At 64.5% G+C, this 20,713-nt stretch carries 16 protein-coding genes; all 16 read left to right on the top strand.

Going from position 1 to position 20,713, the window contains the following annotated elements; all coding sequences use genetic code 11:
* Nucleotides 1-269 precede the first annotated feature (269 nt).
* The 16 genes from bioA to EI293_RS11130 all read left to right on the top strand — a co-directional run bounded on the left by bioA (nt 270) and on the right by EI293_RS11130 (nt 20,708).
* Entirely contained in the window at nt 270-1,601 is a 1,332-nt protein-coding gene (gene bioA, locus EI293_RS11205) for an adenosylmethionine--8-amino-7-oxononanoate transaminase (protein ID WP_125437627.1), read from the top strand.
* A complete protein-coding gene (locus EI293_RS11200) occupies nt 1,594-2,847 on the top strand; it encodes a beta-ketoacyl synthase N-terminal-like domain-containing protein (protein WP_125437625.1) in 1,254 nt (417 codons plus the stop codon). Before bioA ends, EI293_RS11200 begins: the two co-directional genes overlap by 8 nt.
* Before the next feature lie 146 nt (nt 2,848-2,993).
* Complete coding sequence (locus EI293_RS11195; RefSeq protein WP_125437623.1) at nt 2,994-4,352, top strand: M20/M25/M40 family metallo-hydrolase; 1,359 nt, start codon at nt 2,994-2,996, stop codon at nt 4,350-4,352.
* Between the two features lie 686 nt (nt 4,353-5,038).
* Nucleotides 5,039-5,620, top strand: coding sequence for a DUF4255 domain-containing protein (locus EI293_RS11190; protein ID WP_170170341.1), 582 nt, complete (start codon nt 5,039-5,041; stop codon nt 5,618-5,620).
* 2 nt (nt 5,621-5,622) lie between these two features.
* A complete protein-coding gene (locus EI293_RS11185; protein ID WP_125437619.1) occupies nt 5,623-6,708 on the top strand; it encodes a hypothetical protein in 1,086 nt (361 codons plus the stop codon).
* Between the two features lie 36 nt (nt 6,709-6,744).
* Nucleotides 6,745-8,559: a phage tail sheath family protein gene (locus EI293_RS11180; RefSeq protein ID WP_125437617.1), complete on the top strand. Its 1,815-nt coding sequence runs from the start codon at nt 6,745-6,747 to the stop codon at nt 8,557-8,559.
* Between the two features lie 50 nt (nt 8,560-8,609).
* Complete coding sequence (locus EI293_RS11175) at nt 8,610-9,068, top strand: phage tail protein (protein WP_125437615.1); 459 nt, start codon at nt 8,610-8,612, stop codon at nt 9,066-9,068.
* 10 nt (nt 9,069-9,078) lie between these two features.
* A complete protein-coding gene (locus EI293_RS11170) occupies nt 9,079-9,540 on the top strand; it encodes a phage tail protein (RefSeq protein WP_125437613.1) in 462 nt (153 codons plus the stop codon).
* 35 nt (nt 9,541-9,575) lie between these two features.
* A complete protein-coding gene (locus EI293_RS11165; protein WP_125437612.1) occupies nt 9,576-9,755 on the top strand; it encodes a DUF5908 family protein in 180 nt (59 codons plus the stop codon).
* A 65-nt stretch (nt 9,756-9,820) separates the two neighbouring features.
* Nucleotides 9,821-10,477, top strand: a complete 657-nt coding sequence (locus tag EI293_RS11160; RefSeq protein ID WP_125437610.1) for a CIS tube protein — start codon at nt 9,821-9,823, stop codon at nt 10,475-10,477.
* Between the two features lie 39 nt (nt 10,478-10,516).
* Nucleotides 10,517-12,301, top strand: coding sequence for a type VI secretion system tip protein VgrG (gene vgrG / locus EI293_RS11155; protein ID WP_125437608.1), 1,785 nt, complete (start codon nt 10,517-10,519; stop codon nt 12,299-12,301).
* A gap of 194 nt (nt 12,302-12,495) precedes the next feature.
* Nucleotides 12,496-12,768, top strand: coding sequence for a PAAR domain-containing protein (locus EI293_RS11150; protein WP_211339572.1), 273 nt, complete (start codon nt 12,496-12,498; stop codon nt 12,766-12,768).
* 2 nt (nt 12,769-12,770) lie between these two features.
* Nucleotides 12,771-13,220, top strand: coding sequence for a GPW/gp25 family protein (locus tag EI293_RS11145; protein WP_125437604.1), 450 nt, complete (start codon nt 12,771-12,773; stop codon nt 13,218-13,220).
* Between the two features lie 3 nt (nt 13,221-13,223).
* Nucleotides 13,224-17,060, top strand: coding sequence for a baseplate J/gp47 family protein (locus tag EI293_RS11140; RefSeq protein WP_125437602.1), 3,837 nt, complete (start codon nt 13,224-13,226; stop codon nt 17,058-17,060).
* 18 nt (nt 17,061-17,078) lie between these two features.
* Nucleotides 17,079-17,981 carry a hypothetical protein gene (locus EI293_RS11135; protein WP_125437600.1) on the top strand — a complete coding sequence of 301 codons (903 nt, stop codon included), beginning with the start codon at nt 17,079-17,081 and terminating at the stop codon, nt 17,979-17,981.
* A gap of 144 nt (nt 17,982-18,125) precedes the next feature.
* A complete protein-coding gene (locus EI293_RS11130) occupies nt 18,126-20,708 on the top strand; it encodes a hypothetical protein (protein ID WP_125437598.1) in 2,583 nt (860 codons plus the stop codon).
* Nucleotides 20,709-20,713 lie beyond the last annotated feature (5 nt).

Genomic DNA, 20,713 nt, shown 5'->3' with positions numbered 1-20,713 from the left:
CGTTAGCGCAAGTCGTTCCGACGTGCGCCTCACCCCCTGACCCCCTCTCCGAAAAGGAGAGGGGGAGCCCAGCCTATCTGGTCCGACCTGTACCCTTCTCCTAGAAAGGCAAAGAAGAGCACCCACGCCCAGGCATAACCGGTGCCCCCTCTCCTTTTCGGAGAGGGGGTCAGGGGGTGAGGCGCCCCCAGCACGATACGTACGCCAAACCACCACCAGCGCGGGCGGTTGTAGCTTTGCAGCGGCCGATACCCCCGACCCCACCCGCAATGCCCCATTCTACCTCCCTTGCCCAGCGCGACCACGCCGTACTGTGGCACCCCTATACCCAGATGCAGACCGCCCCACTGCCCATCCCCATTGTGAGGGGCGAAGGCAGCTGGCTGATTGCCGAAGACGGCACCCGCTACCTCGACGCCATTTCCTCGTGGTGGGTGAACCTGCACGGCCACAGTCACCCCGCCATTGCTGAGCGCGTGAGCGAGCAGCTACGCACCCTGGAGCACGTGCTGTTTGCCGGCTTCACCCACCCCACGGCCGTGGAGCTGGCCGAGCAGCTCCTAGCCCTGCTGCCCGCCAACCAGGCCCGCGTATTCTACTCCGACAACGGCTCGACGGCCGTGGAAGTGGCCCTGAAAATGGTGCTGCAGTACTTCCACAACCTCGGCCAGCCCGCGCGCCGCACCTTCCTCTGCTTCCAGAACTCCTACCACGGCGACACCTTCGGGGCCATGGCCGTGAGTGCCCGCGGCGCCTTCACCGAGCCGTTCTGGCCGCTGCTGTTCGACGTGGAGTTCCTCGACGTGCCGGTGCCGGGCCACGAGGCCGAAACCCTGGCCCAGCTGGATGCCCTGCTGCTCCGCCCCGACGTGGCCGGCTTCATCTTCGAGCCGCTGGTGCTGGGCACGGCCGGCATGGTGATGTACGAGCCCGAAGTGCTAAGTGAAATGCTGCGCCGCTGCCACCAGGCCGACGTGCTGTGCATTTCGGATGAGGTGATGACCGGCTTCGGCCGCACCGGGCCACTGTTTGCCTCCGGGCTACTGACGGAGCATCCCGACATCATGTGCTTCTCCAAGGGCCTCACCGGCGGCACCCTGGCCATGGGCCTGACCACCTGCGCCGCCCCGATCTACGAAGCTTTCTTAAGCCACGACAAGATGCGGGCTTTGTTCCACGGCCACTCCTACACGGCCAACCCTGTGGCCTGCGCCGCCGCGTTGGCCAGTCTGGAACTAACGCGCGCCGACGAATGCACCCAACAACGCCAGCGCATAGAGGCCGCCCACGCTGCGTTCCGGCAGGAAATTGAAGGCCAGCCGGGCGTGCGGGCGGTGCGGCACCGGGGCACCATCCTGGCCGTGGAGTACGACCCCGGCGAGGGCACCAGCTACTTCAGCCGCCTCCGCGACGCCTTTTACCAGCTCGCCCTCGACCACCACGTAGTCCTGCGCCCCCTCGGCAACGTAGTGTACCTGCTGCCGCCCTACTGCACCACCGACGAGGAACTGGGCCTGCTCTACGACGTGCTGCACCGCATGCGCCACCTAGTGCTCAACTTCACCCCCGCCCCCAACCTGCCCGAAATCCTGCATGACTAACTCCCTGACCGGGGCCGAAGCCGTTACCGTTATCCGGGGCCGGGGCCGGGTATCGGCGCTGGGCCTAGCCCTTCCAACGTCCGGCGACACCTTTGCTTCTCCCTTCAACACGCACCCTACCGGCGTACCCGTAGCCGCCCTCCCGCCGGCTGCCGAAGCGGCCGTGGCCGCCCTGCGCCGCAGCCAGCCCGCTTACCGCCAGCTCGACCGTACCGTGCTCCTGGCGCTGCTGGCCGCCCGCCAAGCCACTGCCCAAGCTGGGTGGGGAAACGGTGAGGTAGTGAATGATGGACAAGAACGCCACCCCACCAACTCACCAACTCACCAACTCACCACCTCACCGCTTGCCGTCAGCATCGGCAGCAGCCGGGGCGCTACGGGGCGGCTGGAGGAGTTTCACGCGGAGTTTCTGGCCGAAGGCAGCGTGCCGGTGGCCGCTTCGCCGCTAACGACGCTGGGCAACGTGGCCAGTTGGGTGGCCTTTGATGCCGGCCAGACCGGCGGGGCAGCCCTAAGCCACTCCAGCACTTGCAGCAGCGCTTTTCAGGCGTTGGGCAACGCCCTAGCCTGGCTGAAAGCCGGCATGGCCACTCGGTTTCTGGCCGGCGGCACCGAGGCTCCGCTCACCGATTTCACCCTGGCCCAGATGCGCGCCATCGGCATCTACTCGCCCCTGGCCGCCACCGACTGGCCCTGCCGGCCGGGCGCGGGCCGGCCCTCCACGTTTGTGCTGGGCGAAGGCGCGGCCGTGTTTGCCCTGGAGCAGCTTTCCGCCGAACAGGTAGCCGCCGCCACCCAGCCGCTGCTGGTGCTGGCCGGGGTGGGCTTCGGCTTCGAGGCCATCGGCAGCAAAACCGGCCTCTCGCCCGAAGGCTGGCACTTCCAGCAGGCCATCCGCCAAGCGCTGGCGCAGTCTGGTGTAGGTCCGGCCGACATCGACGCCGTGGTGCTGCACAGCCCCGGCACCCCCGCCGGCGACGCGGCCGAGCGGGCCGCCCTGCGCGCCATCTTCGGCCCGACGCTGCCGCCGCTGTTGTCCAATAAGTGGCTGCTGGGCCACACGTTGGGCGCGTCAGCCGCGCTGAGTCTGGATTTCGCCTGCCACGTCTTGGAAACCCAACAGTGGCCGACGCCTCCGTTTGCTACTGATCTGGCTTCTCCCGGCGGCCAGCTCATCCGGCGCATCCTGGTGAATGCCGCCGGCTTCGGCGGTAACGCGGCCAGCGTGGTTGTGGAGCTGCGATAGTGCAGTAGCGCGAACTTTGTAGTTCGCGTCCCGCGCCGTTAAAGCCACCCGAACGGCGTGGGGGGCGAACTACAAAGTTCGCGCTACTGCTCCGCAACGCCGGCCGAAATCCTGCGTCTATTGCCTTCCACACTCAACCACCGTCTATGCGCCGCTTTACGCCACTGCTTTTCTCCCTCGGTTTCACTGTTCCGGCGCTGGCCCAAACCCAGCCCACCACCACGCCCAATCCGCTTATCACCCGCATGGTGGAGGAAGTATCCGAAAAGAACCTGCGCGACGACATCAACAAGCTCGTGAGCTTTGGCACGCGGCATACGCTCAGCGACACCAAAAGCAAGAAGCGCGGCATCGGGGCGGCCCGCAACTGGGTGGAAGGCGAGTTTCGCAAGTACAGTAAGGCCAGCGGCGGCCGGCTCAAGGTGGAGCAGGACACGTTCACCATCAAGCCCGACGGCCGCCGCATCGACCGGCCCGTGCTGATGGCCAACGTCATGGCCACCCTGCCCGGCACCGACCCCACCGATAAGCGCGTGTTCATCGTGAGCGGCCACATCGACTCGCGGGTGTCGGACGTGATGAACGCCACCGCCGACGCGCCCGGTGCCAACGACGACGGCTCGGGCACGGTGGCCGTGATGGAGCTGGCCCGCGTGATGAGCAAGCAGCAGTTCCCGGCCACCATCATCTTCGTGGCGGTGCAGGGCGAAGAACAGGGTCTCTACGGCTCGACCTACCTGGCCAAACGCGCCAAGAAAGAAGGCTGGAATCTGGTGGCCATGCTCAACAACGACATCATGGGCAACTCCACCGGCCACGACCCCGAAATCAAGAATACTACCCAGCTGCGCGTGTTCAGCGAAGGCGTGCCCGCCACCGAAACCGCCGACGAAGCCAAAGTGCGCCGCACGCTGAGCAGTGAAAACGACTCGCCCAGCCGCAACTTGGCCCGCTACACCCGCACCGCCACCAAGCAGTACGTGCCCGGCCACGAGGTGGTGCTGGAGTACCGCCCCGACCGGTTCCTGCGCGGCGGCGACCATACGCCGTTCAATCAGCAGGGTTTTACGGCGGTGCGTTTCTCGGAAGTAAACGAGGACTTCCGCCACCAGCACCAGGACCTACGCACCGAAAATGGCGAAGAATACGGTGACCACGCCAAGTTCATGGATTTCGCCTACCTGCGCAAAAACACCGGCGTAAACCTGGCTACGCTGGCCTCGCTGGCCCTGGCCCCCGCTGCCCCCGAAAACGTGGGCGTGCTCACGGCCAACCTCACCAACCGCACCGAGCTGAAGTGGGAAGCCCCCAAAGCCGGCGAGAAGCCGGCCGGCTACTACGTGCTCATGCGCGAAACCAGCGCCCCCGAGTGGCAGCAGAAGTTCTTCGTAACCGACACCAAAGCTGACCTGCCCCACAGCAAGGACAACTTCATCTTCGGGGTGGTGAGCGTGGATGCCGAGGGCCACGAGAGCCTGCCGGCACTGCCCAAACCGATGCGGTAAGCTGCCACCCCACAAGGTGCCATCAGCTTCTCTTTTTCCATTTCAGGAGCCCGACTATGCTTTGCATGGTTGGGCTTTTTTGCGGGCTGGCGAAGCGTTGATTCAGGGCGGGCGTAGTGCTACCTGGCTACTGCTCCGCCTGGTTTTGCCTGCCTCGTCCGCCTCTTACGCCAATATTTTTTGTCTAAACCAGGGTTACTTATAAACAAAGCACAACACTATATATAGAATGCAATTTTATTACGCACGGTTATTTTCGCAAAACCTCTATTATTGGCAGCGCATTGGTCGATACTAACGCGCACCGCCGCCAACCGCTCCTCCTTATTCTCCTATTGCATCCAGGGTAGCTTTTCCGCTACGCCTTCCACTCCCACTGCCTGCGCAGTGGCGGGGAAGTACGTCCTTCCACTGGCCTGCCGGTTTCCAACCACCCGGCGTCCGCAATAGTCCTGTTATGCTTGTTGCCCGTTACCTTTTTTGCCCTGTCCGGGGCAAAAAAACAGCTATTTCACCCGATTTCGGGCCTCTGACCGCAGCCTTTAGCCGGCCGCTTACAACCGGCCGGCCCTAGCGGGCACTCCCCTTCTTTCCTGCATTCTACCCCGGGCTTCTCCGGCTGGTGGCTGACGCGTATGCGTGGACCACAGGCGCGGAGTCAGGGAGCCCCGCATCCTCCTTCTCTCATGATTCAGCAGGCATTACAGGCCCTCACCGACGAGCTGAACGCCTACCTCAAGCAAGTATTCGACCTGACGGATAATCAGGCGCGGGCCTTGCTGACGCCCTACACCGGCCCCGATGGCAACCCGCTGCCGGATGCGCTTAACCGACTGTGCCTCACGCTGGTGAATCTGGAGCAGGAAACCACGCTGCGCAACGGCGCGGCCAACCGAACCACTGCGGGCACCAACGGCCCTGAGTACGCCCGCGCCAACCCGGCCATCCGGCTGAACCTGCGGGTGCTGCTGGCGGCCAACTTCAGCGACTACGCCGAAGCCCTGAAGTTTCTGGGGGCCGGCATAACCTTCTTCCAGCGCAAAAACGTGCTTACACCCCAGAACACCCCCACCCTGGACCGCCGCCTGGAAAAGGTGTTGGTGGAGCTGGAAACCGTGACGACTCACGAGTGGAGCCAGCTCTGGGGGATGCTGGGCAGCAAATACCTGCCGGGCGTGCTCTATAAAGTCCGGATGCTGACGCTCCAGGAAGGCCCCGACGGGCCGACCCTGCCGGGCATCGGCTCTATTGACCAACACGCCGGGTAGCCATGCGTCAGACCTCCCAGCTGCTGTGCGTGGTAGAGCAACGGCACAGCTACTTCCAGGACCCATTGACGCCGGCCGTCAGGATTACGCCCACGGCGGCCACTGTGCGCAACCTGCAACGCGCCGGCCTCTGGGTGAAGCCCACCGCTAACGGCCTGGCCGTACTGCGCGACCTGAACGACGCGGCGGCGGCTCGGCCCCTGCCCGATTTCCTGTTTCCGCTGCGGTTTCAACTGGAGCCGCTCAGCCCCTACTTCGCCAATTTCACGGTGCTGCCGCCGCCCAAGCCCCAGCCCGCCCACGGCCGCCGGGCCATTCACTACTTCCACGTGCGCGCCGCCAAAGGCCCGTTGGTGAAGCTGAAGGCGGAAAAAGCCCTACTACTGCCGCTTACCCCCTTCACCCTCACGGCCGATACCGGGCAACTGCCCGCTGCCCGGCCGGCGGTGCGGGTGCTGGCGGTGGCCCAGGGTACCACCGTAGCCACGGCCCTGCCTTTGGATAAGAACGACCAGGTAATTCTGGATGAAACGGGGCAGGTGGCCGTGGATGTGCGCCGGGGCGGCGGGGGCCGCTACCAGCTGCGGGTGGCCGGCACCCGGCACCTTGATTTCTACGCCGACGAGCAGCTGTACGCGGCCCAGACTTGGGGCATACTCGAAATCAGCCAAACGGCCCTGCTGGCGCCTCCTTTGACGGTACAGCTGGCTTTTACCGCCCGGTCTACCTATTGGTGCTACCAGCTCCGCTACCGGGTGCCCGCCGAAAAGCTCTGGCAGCAACCCGCCCGGGAACTGTCGGTAACGGCTACGGCCCGGCCCGATACCAAGCTACCGGCCGTGGACTTCGAGCGGCTGCTGCCGCCTCCGGCCGGGGCCGGGGCCGCCTTTATTTCCACCCACGCTATTCCGCTGCGGGAACGGCCCGACTACGCCTGCGCCCTGCGCTGTACCCAGCCGGCTTTGCTGGTAGCCCTGCTGCCCACACCCGGCGCGGAGGTGGTGCGCCCCCTGCCGGCCGACTGGCCCCGCGCGGCAGCTGATACCGAGGCTCAGTCGGCCTATTCTGAAATCCTGGTTCACCTCTGATTCTTTTCTTTTCATTCCTAACCCCAACGTCCCTCTATGGAACAGCAAACCCCCGGCGTTTACATCAACGAGATAAACGCCTTTCCCAACTCGGTGGTGGAGGTGGCCACGGCCATTCCGGTGTTTATCGGGTACACGGCCAAGGCCAACTACAACGGCGAAGACCTGGGCAGCCGGCCGCAGCGCGTTACGTCGCTGAAGGAGTACGAAACCTACTTCGGCCAGGGCAACACGCCGCTCTTCGACCTGACCAAGCTGGAAGGTGCCACCACGGTAGCCTCGCTGGGGGCCGACCTGGCCGTGCAGCCCATGCCGCTCCAGATCAGTAACCTGGAGGAGTATAATGCTACCACGGCCGTGCTGACCAAGTATGCCCTCACGCCGGAGCAGGATGAGGTGTACTACCTCTACAACAATATCCGGCTGTTCTACCAGAACGGCGGCGCGACCTGCTACATCATCTCCATCGGCGAGTACGCGGGCACGACCATCGGGGGGCAGGATAAAGAGGACATAAAGACCGATGCCAACCCCAAGGCGGAGGACGACGCGAAAGGCGGTGCCAAGAAGACAGGAACCGACCCGGATGCCACGCCGGCCGCCGCACCCAAAGCCCCCAAGGACCTATTTCTGGACGCCATTGCCTCCCTGGTATATGAGCAGGAACCCACGATGGTGGTCTGCCCCGACGCGCTGCGTCTGACCTCAGAGGAGTACTACACCGTGGCCCAGGCCATGCTGGGCCACTGCAACGCCACCCAGCGGTGCGTAGCGCTGCTGGACGTGTACAAAGGCGCGGTAACCGACCCGCTGGTACTCAATAGCGACGATAAAGAGAAGAACCCTATCGTGGCCTTCCGCAACGGGGTTTCGACCAACTACCTGAAGTACGGCGTAGGCTATTTCCCCTGGGTGGTTACCACGGTGGTCAATGCCATCGAAACGTCCTTCCTGAACCTGAAAAAGGAGCTGCTGGACAAGTTTGTTGCCATGGCCGACGCCGCCGTAACGTCGACCCAAGCCAGTCTGGACGAAGAACCGGCCGAGGGCCAGCCGCCTATCAGTCCGGCCGAGCGGGCCAAGCGCACCGATATGCTGCGCTTCTTCACTAACTACGCCGGGGTGGTAAAGGAGGCCCAGACGCTGTACGCCGTGGAGGAGCTGAAGCGCGACCTGACGTTCGAGCTGAACGTGATTCGGGTGCATAACGCCCTGCTGGCCTCCAGCCTCGACTACAAGCGCCTCATCGACAACATTACCCGCTACCGCAACACGCTGCCCGTGGCGGCGGCCATGGCCGGCGTGTACACGGCCGTGGATGCCAATCGGGGCGTGTGGAAAGCCCCCGCCAACGTGGGCCTCAACAGCGTGGTGGCGCCCACCGTGAACCTGAGCGACAACGACCAGGCCCGCCTGAACGTGGATGCCGCCACCGGCAAATCCGTTAACGCCATCCGGCCGTTTCCTGGGCTGGGCGTGCTGGTGTGGGGTGCCCGCACCCTCGATGGCAACAGCCAGGACTGGCGCTACGTGAACGTGCGCCGCACCATGATTATGCTGGAGCAGTCCATTAAGCTGGCTTCCCGCGCCTACGTGTTCGAGCCCAACGACAACAACACCTGGGTGAAGGTGCAGAGCATGATCAGCAGCTTCCTGTTCAACCAGTGGAAGCAGGGCGCCCTGGCCGGCTCCAAGCCCGAGGATGCCTACAGCGTGGCCGTGGGCCTGGGCACCACCATGACCGGCGACGACGTGCTCAACGGCTACATGAACGTGTTCATCAAAGTGGCCATTTCGCGCCCCGCCGAATTCATCGTGCTCAGCTTCCAGCAGCAGATGCAGAAGTCGTAGCGCTCCGCTAGTTCCTTTTCTGATTTCCTCACTTTTACGACTGCAAGCTCATGGCTGGTGAAGCACAGGATGCCGTTTGGCCCCTACCCAAGTTTTATTTCAAAGTTGACCTCGGCGACGGCAAAGGCGACGTGCCTTTTCAGGAAGTAAGCGGCCTCGAAACCGAAACCCAGGTAATTGAGTACCGCGCCGGCAACAGCCCCACCTTCTCAACCATCAAGATGCCCGGCCTGAAAAAGGTGGGCAACGTGACCCTGAAAAAGGGCATTTTCGTGAAGGATAACCACTTCTGGGACTGGTACTCCACCATCAACCTCAACCTCATCAAGCGCACCACCGTGGTGATTATGCTCTGCGACGAGGGCGGCAACGCCACCATGACCTGGACGCTGAATAACGCCTGGCCCACCAAAATTCAGGGCACCGACCTGAAGGCCGACGGCAACGAAGTGGCCGTGGAAACCCTGGAGGTGGCCTACGAAACCCTGGAAATCAAAAACGGCGGCTAACCCCTGATCTATGCCTGACAAAGGGTATCCGCCCGTCAGTTTCTACTTCACGCTCTCGTTCGAGGCCATCAAAACCACCGCCGATGCGGCGTTTCAGGAAGTCTCGGGCCTGGCCGTGGAGCGCGAAACCGAAACCATTGGCGAAGGCGGCCAGAACCTGTACAAGTACACGGTGCCCACCGTGGCCAAGTACAGCAACCTGGTCCTGAAACGCGGCCTGCTGATTGAAGGCTCGGCCCTGGCGGCCTGGGTACGCACCACGATAGGCTCGGACTTGTCCGAGCCTATCGTGCCCAAGCAGGTGTTTCTGAGCTTGCTGAACCCCGAGGGCGATACGCTGGCTTTCTGGTCGTTTGACAACGCTTGGCCCGTGAAGTGGAGCGTCTCGGATTTCAAGGCCGAGGAAAACGCCCTGGCCATTGAAACCCTGGAGCTGACCTACACCCGCTTCCAGCAGCAGCGCGTGCGCTGAGCTGTTCTTTTTCCATCCAGATTCCTATCCGCGCTATGCCCATTGAAATTCGGGAGCTGATTATCAAAGTAACCGTGCACGATGAAGGCCGCCTCCCCGCCGCCCGCCCGGAGGCGGCCGTCAGCACCGAAGCCCGCGAGCAGCTCCGCCGCGAAATCACCGAGAGCTGCGTGCGGCAGGTGCTGGCTCAGCTGCGCCGCCGGCAGGAGCGCTAAAGCTGCCGCCCCAACCGCTCAACCGCCCTTTTTCCGCTATTCCCGCCTTTCAGTTTTAGCCGCGCATGACCCTGGTTAAAATGGTACTTCAGAGCTACGAGAACGAGCAGTTCACCACCAAGGGGGCGGACAGCTACACCGTATTTCTGAACCCCGAATCGTTTTCCCACACCTACTCCATTGCTTATTCCAAAACCGAAACCCTGGGCCAGAACGGCCAGGCCCCCAAATTCAAGGCCATTGGGGATGAGGAAGTCAGCTTTGATTTGCTGCTGGACGGGACGGGTGCCGTGGAGGGCAAGGTGCTGGACGTGGGCAAGGACATCAAGAAGCTGCGCAACGTGGTGCTGGAGTACCAGGGCAAGCTGCACTCTCCCTACTATGTGCAACTGAGCTGGAGCAACCTGCTCTTCAACTGCCGCCTCACCAAGTTCGATATCAGCTACACCCTGTTCAAGCCCGATGGCTCCCCGCTGCGGGCCAAAGTGAGCCTGACCTTCGTGGGCTTCACCGACCCCGCCACCCTGGCCAAGCAGGCCGATAAGCAGTCCTCGGACCTCACCCACCACCACCGGGTGCAGGCCGGCGACACGCTGCCCACGCTCTGCCACCGCATCTACGGCAAGCCCGACTACTACATTCAGGTGGCCCGCCGCAACGACCTGATTAACTTCCGCCGCCTGGAACCCGGCTCCGTGCTGGTATTTCCGCCTTTGGTGTAAGCGTCTGGCCGCCGCTACTTCATTTTTTTCGCTTTTCCTATGTCCGCTCCCAGTCCCGTTTCCAGCACCACCGACCTCGTAACGTTCCGTATTCTGGCGGGCGGCACCGAAATCAACAGCGCCTATCAGGTGCGCTCCATTACGGTGCAGAAGGGCGTGAACCGCATCAGCCACGCCCGCCTGGAGCTGCACGACGGCAGCCCATCTTCCGAGGACTTTCCCATCAGTGACTCAGCCGATTTTCTGCCCGGCACGGAGCTGACCATTCAGGCCGGCTACCACACCGAGGACGCCACTATTTTCAAGGGAATCATTGTGAAGCACGGGCTGGAAGCCGGGGCCGAAGCTCCGTTGCTTGTGCTGGAGTGTCAGGATAAAGCCGCCAATATGGCCGTGGGCCGCAAAAGCGCCGTATTTGCCGACAGCACCGACAGCGACGCCATCAGCAAAGTCATTGGCACGCACGGCCTGAGCAAGGCGGTGGATGACACCTCCGTTTCCCACCCCGAGCTGGTGCAGTACTACTGCACCGACTGGGATTTTGTGGTGGCGCGGGCCGAGGCCAATGGGCTGGTGGTGCTCAGCGAGCAGGGCAAGCTCACGGTGACGGCCCCCGATACCTCGGCCGGCCCGGTGCTGACGCTGACTTACGGGGCCAACATCCTGGATTTCTCCCTGGAAATGGATGCCCGCTCGCAATATCAGGCCGTGAAAAGTCAGGCCTGGGACTACAAAACGCAGGCCGTGCTGGAAGCGGAAGCCCAGCAGCCCGGCGTTTCCACGGCCGGCAACGTCACCTCCGATACGCTGGCCCAGGTGCTGGCCGAAACCTCCTACGATTTGCAGCTGGCCTCGGCCGTGACGCAGGAAAGCCTGCAGGCCCGGGCCGATGCGCTGTGGCTGAAATCAACGCTGGCTAAAATCAAGGGCACCGTGCGTTTCCAGGGCAGCGCGCTGGCGGTACCGGGCTGCATGATAACCCTCGCCGGGATGGGCACGCGCTTCAACGGCAACGCCTACGTGGCCGGCGTGACGCACACTCTGGCCGAAGGCAACTGGACAACCGAAGTGACCCTGGGCCTGGACGAGCGGTGGTTTACGGAGCAGCACCCCGAGGTGGCCGCGCCCTCCATTCTGGGGCCGCTGCCGGGCATTCAGGGACTGTACAACGCGGTGGTGAAGCAGATTCACGAGGACCCGGCCAATGAGTTCCGGGTGGAGGTGACGGTGCCGGCGCTGCAAAGCAAAACGCTGTGGGCGCGCCTGGGCCACCCCTACGCCTCCTCGGGCAGCGGGGCCTACTTCTACCCCGAGGTGAACGACGAGGTGATTCTGGGCTTTTTCAACAACGACCCGCAGCAGCCCGTGGTGCTGGGCGCACTGTACAGCAGCGGCCGGGCCCCAGCCTACACGCCCGCCGAAAAGAACAACCTCAAGGGCTGGGTCACGCCCAATAAGCTCACCGTGGAGTTCGACGACGACAAGAAAATCATTACCATCAAAACGCCCGGCGACAACAAGTTCGTGCTCGACGACAACGCCAAAACCATCACCCTCACCGATGCCAAAAACAACAAGGTGCAGCTCTCGGAAAGCGGTATTCTGCTGGATAGCGCCTCCAACCTGCAGCTCAAGGCCCAGCAGAACATCGAACTGACGGCCACCAACGGCATCACCCTCAAAGCCACCGCCGACCTGAAGCTGCAAGGCCTGAACGTGGACGCTACCGCCCAGATGCAGCTGAAGCTGGCCGGCACCGCCGCCGCCGAGCTAACTGCCTCCGGGCAGGTGAAGGTGCAGGGCGCCATGGTGATGATCAACTAGCATCAGTAAACAGCCGAGCAAAGCAAGCCACCTGCCCGTCATGCTGAGCATTCTGCGCATCAAGCAGAGACGGAGGCGCAATCGAAGCATCTCTACCGCTTCGTTGCAATAAGTAACCTCACTGAAAAACCCAACCACGCTTTCATCCACCTATCCTCTTCCTTCCCGTGCCCTTCGCCGCCCGCCTCACTGATATGCATACCTGCCCCATGCAGACGCCCGCCGTGCCCCCGATTCCGCACGTCGGCGGCCCCATTATCGGCCCGGGCTGCCCCACCGTGCTCATTGGCAAGCTCCCGGCGGCCCGCGTCGGCGACTCGGCCGTGTGCGTGGGGCCGCCGGACAGCATCGTGCAGGGCTCGGCCACGGTGCTGATTGGCGGGATGCCCGCCGCCCGCATGGGCGACGCCACGGCCCACGGCGGCAGCATTGTGCTGGGTTGTTTCACGGTATTGATTGGCGGATAGCTATGGCTGATTTTTCCCTAAGTTCCTTCGGTGAGGAGCCGGCCAACTCGTTTCTGGGTCGGGGCTGGAGCTTTCCCCCGGCCTTCGAGCCCAGCACGTTGCAGCTGACCATGGTGGCCGAGCAGGAGGACATCCGCCAGAGCCTCTACATTCTGTTCAATACTCACCCGGGCGAGCGAATCATGAACCCGGAGTACGGCTGCGCGCTCCGCCAGTTCCTGTTCGAGCAGATTGACAGCTCGGTAATTACCCGCATCAAGGCCACCGTGGACAAGGCCGTGCTGCTGTTTGAGCCCCGCGTGAGCGTGCTGGGCATTGAGGTGAACACGCAGAGCATCAACGACGGAATTCTGCTGCTGGAAGTTGATTACCGGGTGCGTACGCTCAACAGCCGCCACAACGTGGTGTACCCCTTCATGCGCGAAGCCACCTTGCTGGCCGGGCAGCTGTAACGTATGGGGCCGGCTTCCACTCCGTCGTTTCAGGACAGCGGCTCCTCGCAGCAGGGGCGCCGCCAACCGCTCCTGCACGACACCCAGGTGGAGCTGGCCGATTACACCACGGAGGAGCTGCTGGCCTACGTGAGCTACTTCTCGAAGCTGGTGCGCTACTACGAGGTGGTGGACGGGCAGGTGAAAACCCGCCGCACCTGGCGGCTGGGCGAGAAACGCAGCCTGCTCATCATTGCCCAGATTGCCACCCAACGCCTCCCCTCGCAGTACGACTATTTCGCCCGGCTGATCCGGCAGGTGCAGGACCCGATGGCCACCACGGCGCAGCAGCAGCTGGCCCGCCGCAACCTGCTGGGGCGCATTTATAAAATGGCCACGCAGTTTGACCGGTGGTGCGAGTCGCACCTGCGCAGCCATGTGCGGCGCACGTTTCAGGCCGAGCTGCACGCCGTGGTGGATGAGCTGACCGGCCCGTTGCGCCGCGTGGCCGCCCTGGAGCAGGCCCTGCTGGCCGACCACGGCCTGCCGCCCCGCCCGCCCCAGGAACGCGGCCCGGAGCAGCTGCGGCACCTGTGGCCGAAAGCCGCCGCCAGCCCGGAACCCGCAGTACCGCCCACCCTGCGGGCCGTTGATGAGGAGCTGACCGATTTGCTCTGGACGTTTCACAAGGCCCAGAACTCCCTGGCCAGTCTGGCCCAGCGGGTGCTGCGCAACAGCCTGCGGGAGCAGAATCCGGAAAACGATATGCTGCCGGAAATGGCCCTGCTCATCACCTTCCTGGAGCTCTACAAGCACGCCCAGCGGGCCCTCAACGACATTCCGCGCCGCCACCTTAACTACTATTACCGGCAGGTGCTGCGCGTGGCCGCCCGCCCCGCCCGCCCCGACCACGCCTTCCTGTCGCTCCGGCTGGTGAAGGGCGTGACGGATACCGTGGTGCCGGCCGGCCTGGAGGTGGAAGGCGGCAAGGATGCCCACGGCCAGCGGGTGGTGTTCAAAACCACCGAGGCCGTGCGCCTCACGCCCTGGCGCGTGCAGCAGCTCAGCTCGGTATTCGTGAGCGGGCACGGCTCGAAGGCCATCCGGGGCATTTACGTGGCCCCCCGGGCCGACTCGGCCGACGGCCTGGGCCGGCCCCTGCCCGACCCTGCCACCGGCTGGACGCCATTTGGCCGCAACCAGGAGCTGCTGAGCCCCGCCGCCCGCACCATGACCGACGCGGCGGTGGGCTTTGCCGTTTCGGCGGCGGTGCTGCTGTTGCAGGAGGGCCGCCGCACCGTGGAGCTGAGCCTGCGGTGCGAGCCGGGCAGCTTCGGCCGCTTTGCCGATGCGCTTACCACCGATGACGCGCCGCTGCAACGCGCCTTCGATGCGCTGGGCCTGAACGCCTTCCGGGTGGATGTGACCGGGGCCGAGGGCTGGCTGCCGCTGCGGGTGCAGGAGGTGCGCCTGCTGCCCGAGGCCCACACCATTTGCTGGCACCTGGCCCTGGGCCGCGAGCAGCCCGCCGTGGTGGCCCACCAGCCGGCTTTGCACGCGGGTCAGTTCCGTACGGAGTGGCCGGTGCTGCGGCTGCGGCTCAACGAGCAGGCCCCGGAGTACGCCTATTCCAGCTTCAGCGCCCTGCAGCCGCTCAGTATTGGCCTGCGCGTGCAGGCCCAGGATGTGCAGCGCGTGCAGCTGGCCAACCAGCTGGGGCCGCTGGCGCCGGGGCTGCCGTTTGCGCCGTTCGGCCCGCAGGCCCAGCCGGGAGCCTACCTGCTGGTGGGGTTTCCGGAGGTATTTCGCAAGCGCCTTACCCAACTGATTCTGACCCTGGACTGGGCCCAGTTGCCCCCAGAGCCCAACGGCTTCGCCGACTACTATCAGGGCTACGAGCCCCCGCTGCACAATGCCTCCTTTCAGGTGGCGGCCAGCTACCGGCGCGACTGGCAGTGGGTGCCCCAAACTGCCCCGGCCGCCCCGTTTCCGCTTTTCCAGACGATTCCCGACTCCAGCCGGCCCGCCGGTACGGTGCTGCTGCCCAGCAGCCACCTGGTGCTTACCACCCACGCCGCCGACTTCCGCCGGCAACCCGCCGTGGCGGCCGGGCCGCTGCAGGCCGAGGCCGCTACCGGGGCCGTGCGGCTGGAGCTGGTGGCCCCGGTCGGCGGCTTCGGCACCGACCAGTACCCGCCGCTGCTGGTCGAAACGTTGCAGCACAACGCCCGCAACCCCTCACGCCTCCGGCCGCTGCCCCGCCCGCCCTTCGTGCCGATGGTGAAGAGCGTGTGGCTCAGCTACTCGGCGGAGGAGGAAATAGACGTGCCGGCTTTGCACGGCCCGCCGCTGGCCGGCCAGGCACAGTTCTATTACGTGCATCCGCTGGGCGAATACCAGCCCGCCCGCCGCCTGACGGCCACTTCTCCCACCGGGGAGCCCAGCCGGGCGGCGCGCTCCGGGTATCACCTTAACCTGCTGCCCGGGTTTGCCGATGAGGGCACGCTCTACATCGGACTGGCCGGCCTCACCCCGCCCCTCGATATCAACTTACTGTTTGAGCTGGCTCCGTTCACCAGTTTGCCCCGGCAGCAGGAGGTTACGCTGGCCGGCTACCGCAGCCTCCAGCCCAGCGTGCAATGGTCGTATCTGGTGCTGGATGAGTGGCGGCCATTTACGCCCGGCACTACCCTCCGCGACGACGTAGTACACGACCAGAGCCTGGGCCTGACGGAGCAGCAGCCCGTGCGCCTGAGTCTGCCCGCCACCCTCAATACCCACCACACCATCATGCCCGAGGGGCTGTACTGGCTGCGGGCTACCGTGCGCCAGGGGGCCGAATTTGTGCAGCAGGTGCGCCAGATTCATACCCAGGTGGTGCCGGCCGTGCGCCTGGCTACCAGCCCCGAGCAGCGCCTTACGTTTGACGCCCACGTTCCCGCCCACAGCCTCACGCGGCTGCTGAAGCCGGTACCCGAGCTGGCCAAAGTGGAGCAACCCCTCGGCTCGTTCGGGGGACGCTCGGCCGAAACCCACGAGGAATACAACACCCGCGTGAGTGAGCGGCTGCGCCACCGGGGCCGGGCCGTGACGCCTTGGGACTACGAGCACATCGTGCTGGACCACTTTCCGGAGGTGTTTCGGGTGAAGTGCCTGCGGGCCAACCAGGTACCCCGGGCTCAGCACCGGCCGGGGCTGGTAATGGTGATGGTGGTACCCCACCAGCCGGCCACGCCCGGCTACCGCCTGCCCATCTTCAGCCCCGACCAGCTGGCCCACATTCGGAACGTGCTGCGCCGGGTGGTTTCGGCCCACGTGCAGCTGGAGGTGTGCAACCCGCTCTACGAGATGATTCAGGTGCGGGCGGGGGTGCATTTCACGAAGGCCGCCCGCCGCCTGCACCCGCAGTCGGGCCTGCTGATGCAGCAGGTACAGCAGGAGCTCAACGAGTTTCTCTCGCCCTGGAACGCCCGCAACCCCGCTCGCCACGGCCTGCATTACAGCCTCACCAGCAGCATGATCCTGTCGTTTCTGAACCAGCTGCCCTACGTGGAGTCCGTAACGGGCTTCTCGGTGGTAAAAATGGCCCTCGAAGACGACCAGTACCTGTTCTACGACACCCAGGGGCCTACGCCCGCCGGTGCTACCGCCGCTGCCGCCGCCCAGCCCCAGCCGCTGGAAGACGCCACCAACCGCCCCTGGAGCGTGTACGTGCCCGCCGAGCAGCACCAGCTCACGGAGATGACGGGTATCTCGGTGCCCGACCCCGTGCCCGAGGCCCGGGCCACCGGCATCGGCAGCCTCGTTATCGGCACCGATTTCGTGATTCCCCGCAGTTTTGAGGCCCCGCCCAGCCGCTAACTTTATTGACCGCCGCGCATGGAAAAATATCCGGAAGACCTGAAACGCCGCAGTACGCTCCGGCAGTACTTTAAGGAGGGCACCATGCCCACCGAGGAAAGCTTTGCCCACCTGATCGACTCCTCGGTAAACCGCCTCGACGACGGGTTCTACAAGCACCCGCAGCTGGGCCTGCAGATGGGAGCCGCCGAGGGCCGGGCCGGGGCTGGCGTGGGGCTGCGGCTGCTCTCGTTCTACCGCAACCTGCAGCAGCTCCAGAACCAGTGCGCCACCTGGGTAATGAGCCTGCTGACCCCGGCCCCAGAGGATGGCGCGCCCCTGGGGCTGGGCTTTTCCGAGCCTCAAGAACGGCATGAGCCCGATGGTACGCCCACCGGCGAAGCGCCCCCGGTACGGCTGTTTCTGGCTCCCGGCGGGAATGTGGGCATCGGCACCACCCAGCCCACAGAGCGGCTGAGCGTAGCCGGTTTCGTGGGCAGCACCGGCCGCATGGGCACCTTCCAGCACGAGCCGGCCGGTACCACCGCCGCCCCCAATACCGGCCAGACCCAGGCCGCCCCGGCCGAGGTAGCCGCCGACGGGGAATGGCACGACATCATCAGCGGGCTACAAGGGCTGTGGGCGTTTGAGATTGTGGCCGCCGCCTACGGGCCTCACCGCAGCGGTACCTACGCCATGGCCCACACCATTGCGCTGGGCGTGCACGGGCAGCGGCAGCGCATTGTGCCCCACCGGGCCGCTTACCGAGGCTGGCGGCAGCAGCTACAGTTCTGCTGGCACATTGAGCGGGCCGCCACCGCCGAGGAGCCGGTGCCGGTGTACGGCCTAAAGATGCGCACCCGCAAATCGTTCGGCCCGGAAGCCACCATCGTGTACCACATCACCTGCCTGTTCAACAACTGCCAGCCCCAGGGGTGGTGAAATGGTGAGTTAGTGAAGTGGCGATTTAGTGAGGTTGACGTTCTACCTGCGCACGTGGCGCAGCCAGTCCGTTGTCTTTTTACTCTTCACTAAATCACCACTTCACTAAATCACCACCTCACCACCTTACCACTTGCTCTTATGATGGAAAAGGACCTAGACCAGGATAAATCCGCTACGATTCGTAAAGACCTGGTGCTGCCGGTGGGGCTCGACTATGCCCGCCTGCGGACCGAGGGAATTAACCTGCTGCAGAAGCACAGCGGCACCATCTGGACCGACTACAACGACCACGACCCCGGCGTCACGATTCTGGAGTCCCTGTGCTACGCCCTCACCGACCTGACCAACCGCGCCAGTCAGCCCATCGTGGATTTGCTGGCCCCACCGCCGGGCACCCCGGCCCGGCCCGGCTCCACGCTGCTGCCGGCGCACCAGGCCTTTTCCAACCACCCCGTCACCCTCCACGACTACAAGAAGATTCTTCTGGACCAGGAGCAGTTCAGCGGGCAAGTGCAAAACGTGTGGGTTGAGCCGCGCCGGGGGCCGCAGGCCATGGCGGGCGAGTACGTGGTGCGGGTGGGTCTGCACCGTAACCACCGTTTCCCGGAGCTGCTGCGCGAGGCCCTGGCGCAGGACCAACCTGCCCCCAACTACCTGCCTGCCAACCACCAGCAGCTGGCACACCAGATTCTGCATGCGCTCAACAAGCATCGGGGCCTGGGCGAACAGTTTGTGGAGGTCATTTTCCTGGCGCCTTACATCCTTAGCATCGGGGCCCACTTGGAAGTAGCCGAAACCCAGTTGCACGAAGACCTGCTCGCCGATGTGCTCTGGCATATCGACAGCTTTATTGAACCCACGTTCGTGTCCAGGGGGCTTACCTCCCTGCAAGCCCAAAAAATACCCTCCGAGGAAATATTTGCCGGGCCGCTGCTGGAAAACCAGCTGCTGCAGGAAAGCGAGTTTGAGCCGTTGCTGACGACCCTGGCCCCGGCCCGCCTCCACTCCCTGCTCACCCACCGGCCCGGCATCCGGAGCGTGAGCGAGCTGCACCTGTACGAGCCCGGCCGCCACCTGCCCTCCGCCCTGGTGCGGGTACCCGAAGACCACGAGCTGGTGTTCGATGCCGCCGCCAGCCTCGCCCGGCTCACCATCAGTCACCACGGCGTGCCCATCAAGTTCAACCCCGGGCAGGTGCTGCATAAGTTTGCGCAGCTGCACGCGGCCCGCAACCGCAGCCTGCGCAGCCCCGTGCCCAAAGACAAACTGCAGTTTCAGCTGCCGGAGGGCCGTTACCTGGGCCTGGGCCACTACGATTCCATTCAGCATTCCTTTCCGGCCGTGTACGGGCTGGGGGAAGGCGGCCCGCCGCCCACGGCCTCGCCCGCCCACCAAGCCCAGAGTCTGCAGCTGAAGGGCTACCTGCTGTTTTTCGAGCAGATTATGGCCAACTTCTGCGCCCAGCTGGAAAACGTGGAGCCGCTGCTTTCCGCCCGGCATCAGCCCCAGGGCTTTTTTGCCCAGCCGCTCAGCGACGTACCGGGTCTGCACGAAGTCCTCAACGATATTGGCTTTGAGCAACCCGACCCCGAGCAGCCCGACGATGCCGACCCGGACGACCTGCAGGAGCAGCCCGCCGAAGAAGCTACCGATGATGCCGGCCGCCCCCTCTCGCGCCACTACCTGCGCAAGCTGGGCAAGCTGGCCGAAGACCCCAATGAGTTCATGCACCGCCGCGACACGATGCTGAGCCATCTGCTGGCGCGCTTCGGCTACACCATTTCCTCCTACCAGCCCACCCTCACCGACCCGGCCGAAATCCGGGAGCACCGCATTCGGGTGCGGGAGCGGCTGCTGCTGCACCTGAACACGGCCACCTACCACCGAGGTGCCGCCCGCGTAGCCCCCGACGACGACACGCCCGACGTATCGGGGCTGGAAATATTCGTGCATTTGCTCACCGGCATGAAGTATTTTCAGCTGGTGCGCACCCTGGGCCAGCAGCTCCGCACCCTGGAGCAGGAAGTGCAGCTTGGCCCCCCGGCCGAAGGCCGCCAGAACCCGGCCCCGCGCCTGGCGGTGCGCAAGGCCGCCCTTTCCTTCCCCGATTTCCTGAGCGTGCTCAGCCGCCAGCTGACCACGCCCACTCTGCAACTGGCCGACCCCGAGACGGGCGTAGTGCTGGTACCGGGCGGCGGCGGGCTGCCCCGCCTGGAACTGCAGCTGCTGACGCCCGCCGCCCCCGCCGAAGCGTTCCTGAGTCCGCAGCAGCGGATTCTGGCGTACCTGGAGCGGCTGGATGAGCGGCTCAACCATTTTATTCTGATAGACCACCGCACCCTGCATCCCGCCGACTTCGACCCGCAGCTGGAAACAAAGCCGCATGAGCCCGACCGCGCATTCTACGAGTTTCAGGTGAGCATTTGCCTGCCCGATTTCACTCACCAGTTCCGGCAGGAGGTCAACACCCAGTACGGCCCCCAACACGTGTACCGGGAGTACGTGCAGAACCTGATTACGACCTACGCCCCGGCCCACCTGCTCACGAACGTGCTCTGGCTCAGCTACCCGCAGATGCGCAAGCTGGAAGATCTGTACGAGGACTTTGTGGCCGCCAGTGGCCTGCTGGCCAACCAGGACGGCCACCCCCGCCCCGATTTGCCGCAGCGGCAGCAGCAGCTGACACGCTTTCTACTGGACTTACTGAACCATTTGCCCGCGTAGCGCCC

The sequence above is a fragment of the Hymenobacter perfusus genome (genome assembly GCF_003944765.1).
Classification (GTDB): Bacteria; Bacteroidota; Bacteroidia; order Cytophagales; family Hymenobacteraceae; genus Hymenobacter; species Hymenobacter perfusus.
Note: the sequence above shows the minus strand (reverse complement) of the source record. Positions and strands in the feature narration are given on the sequence as shown.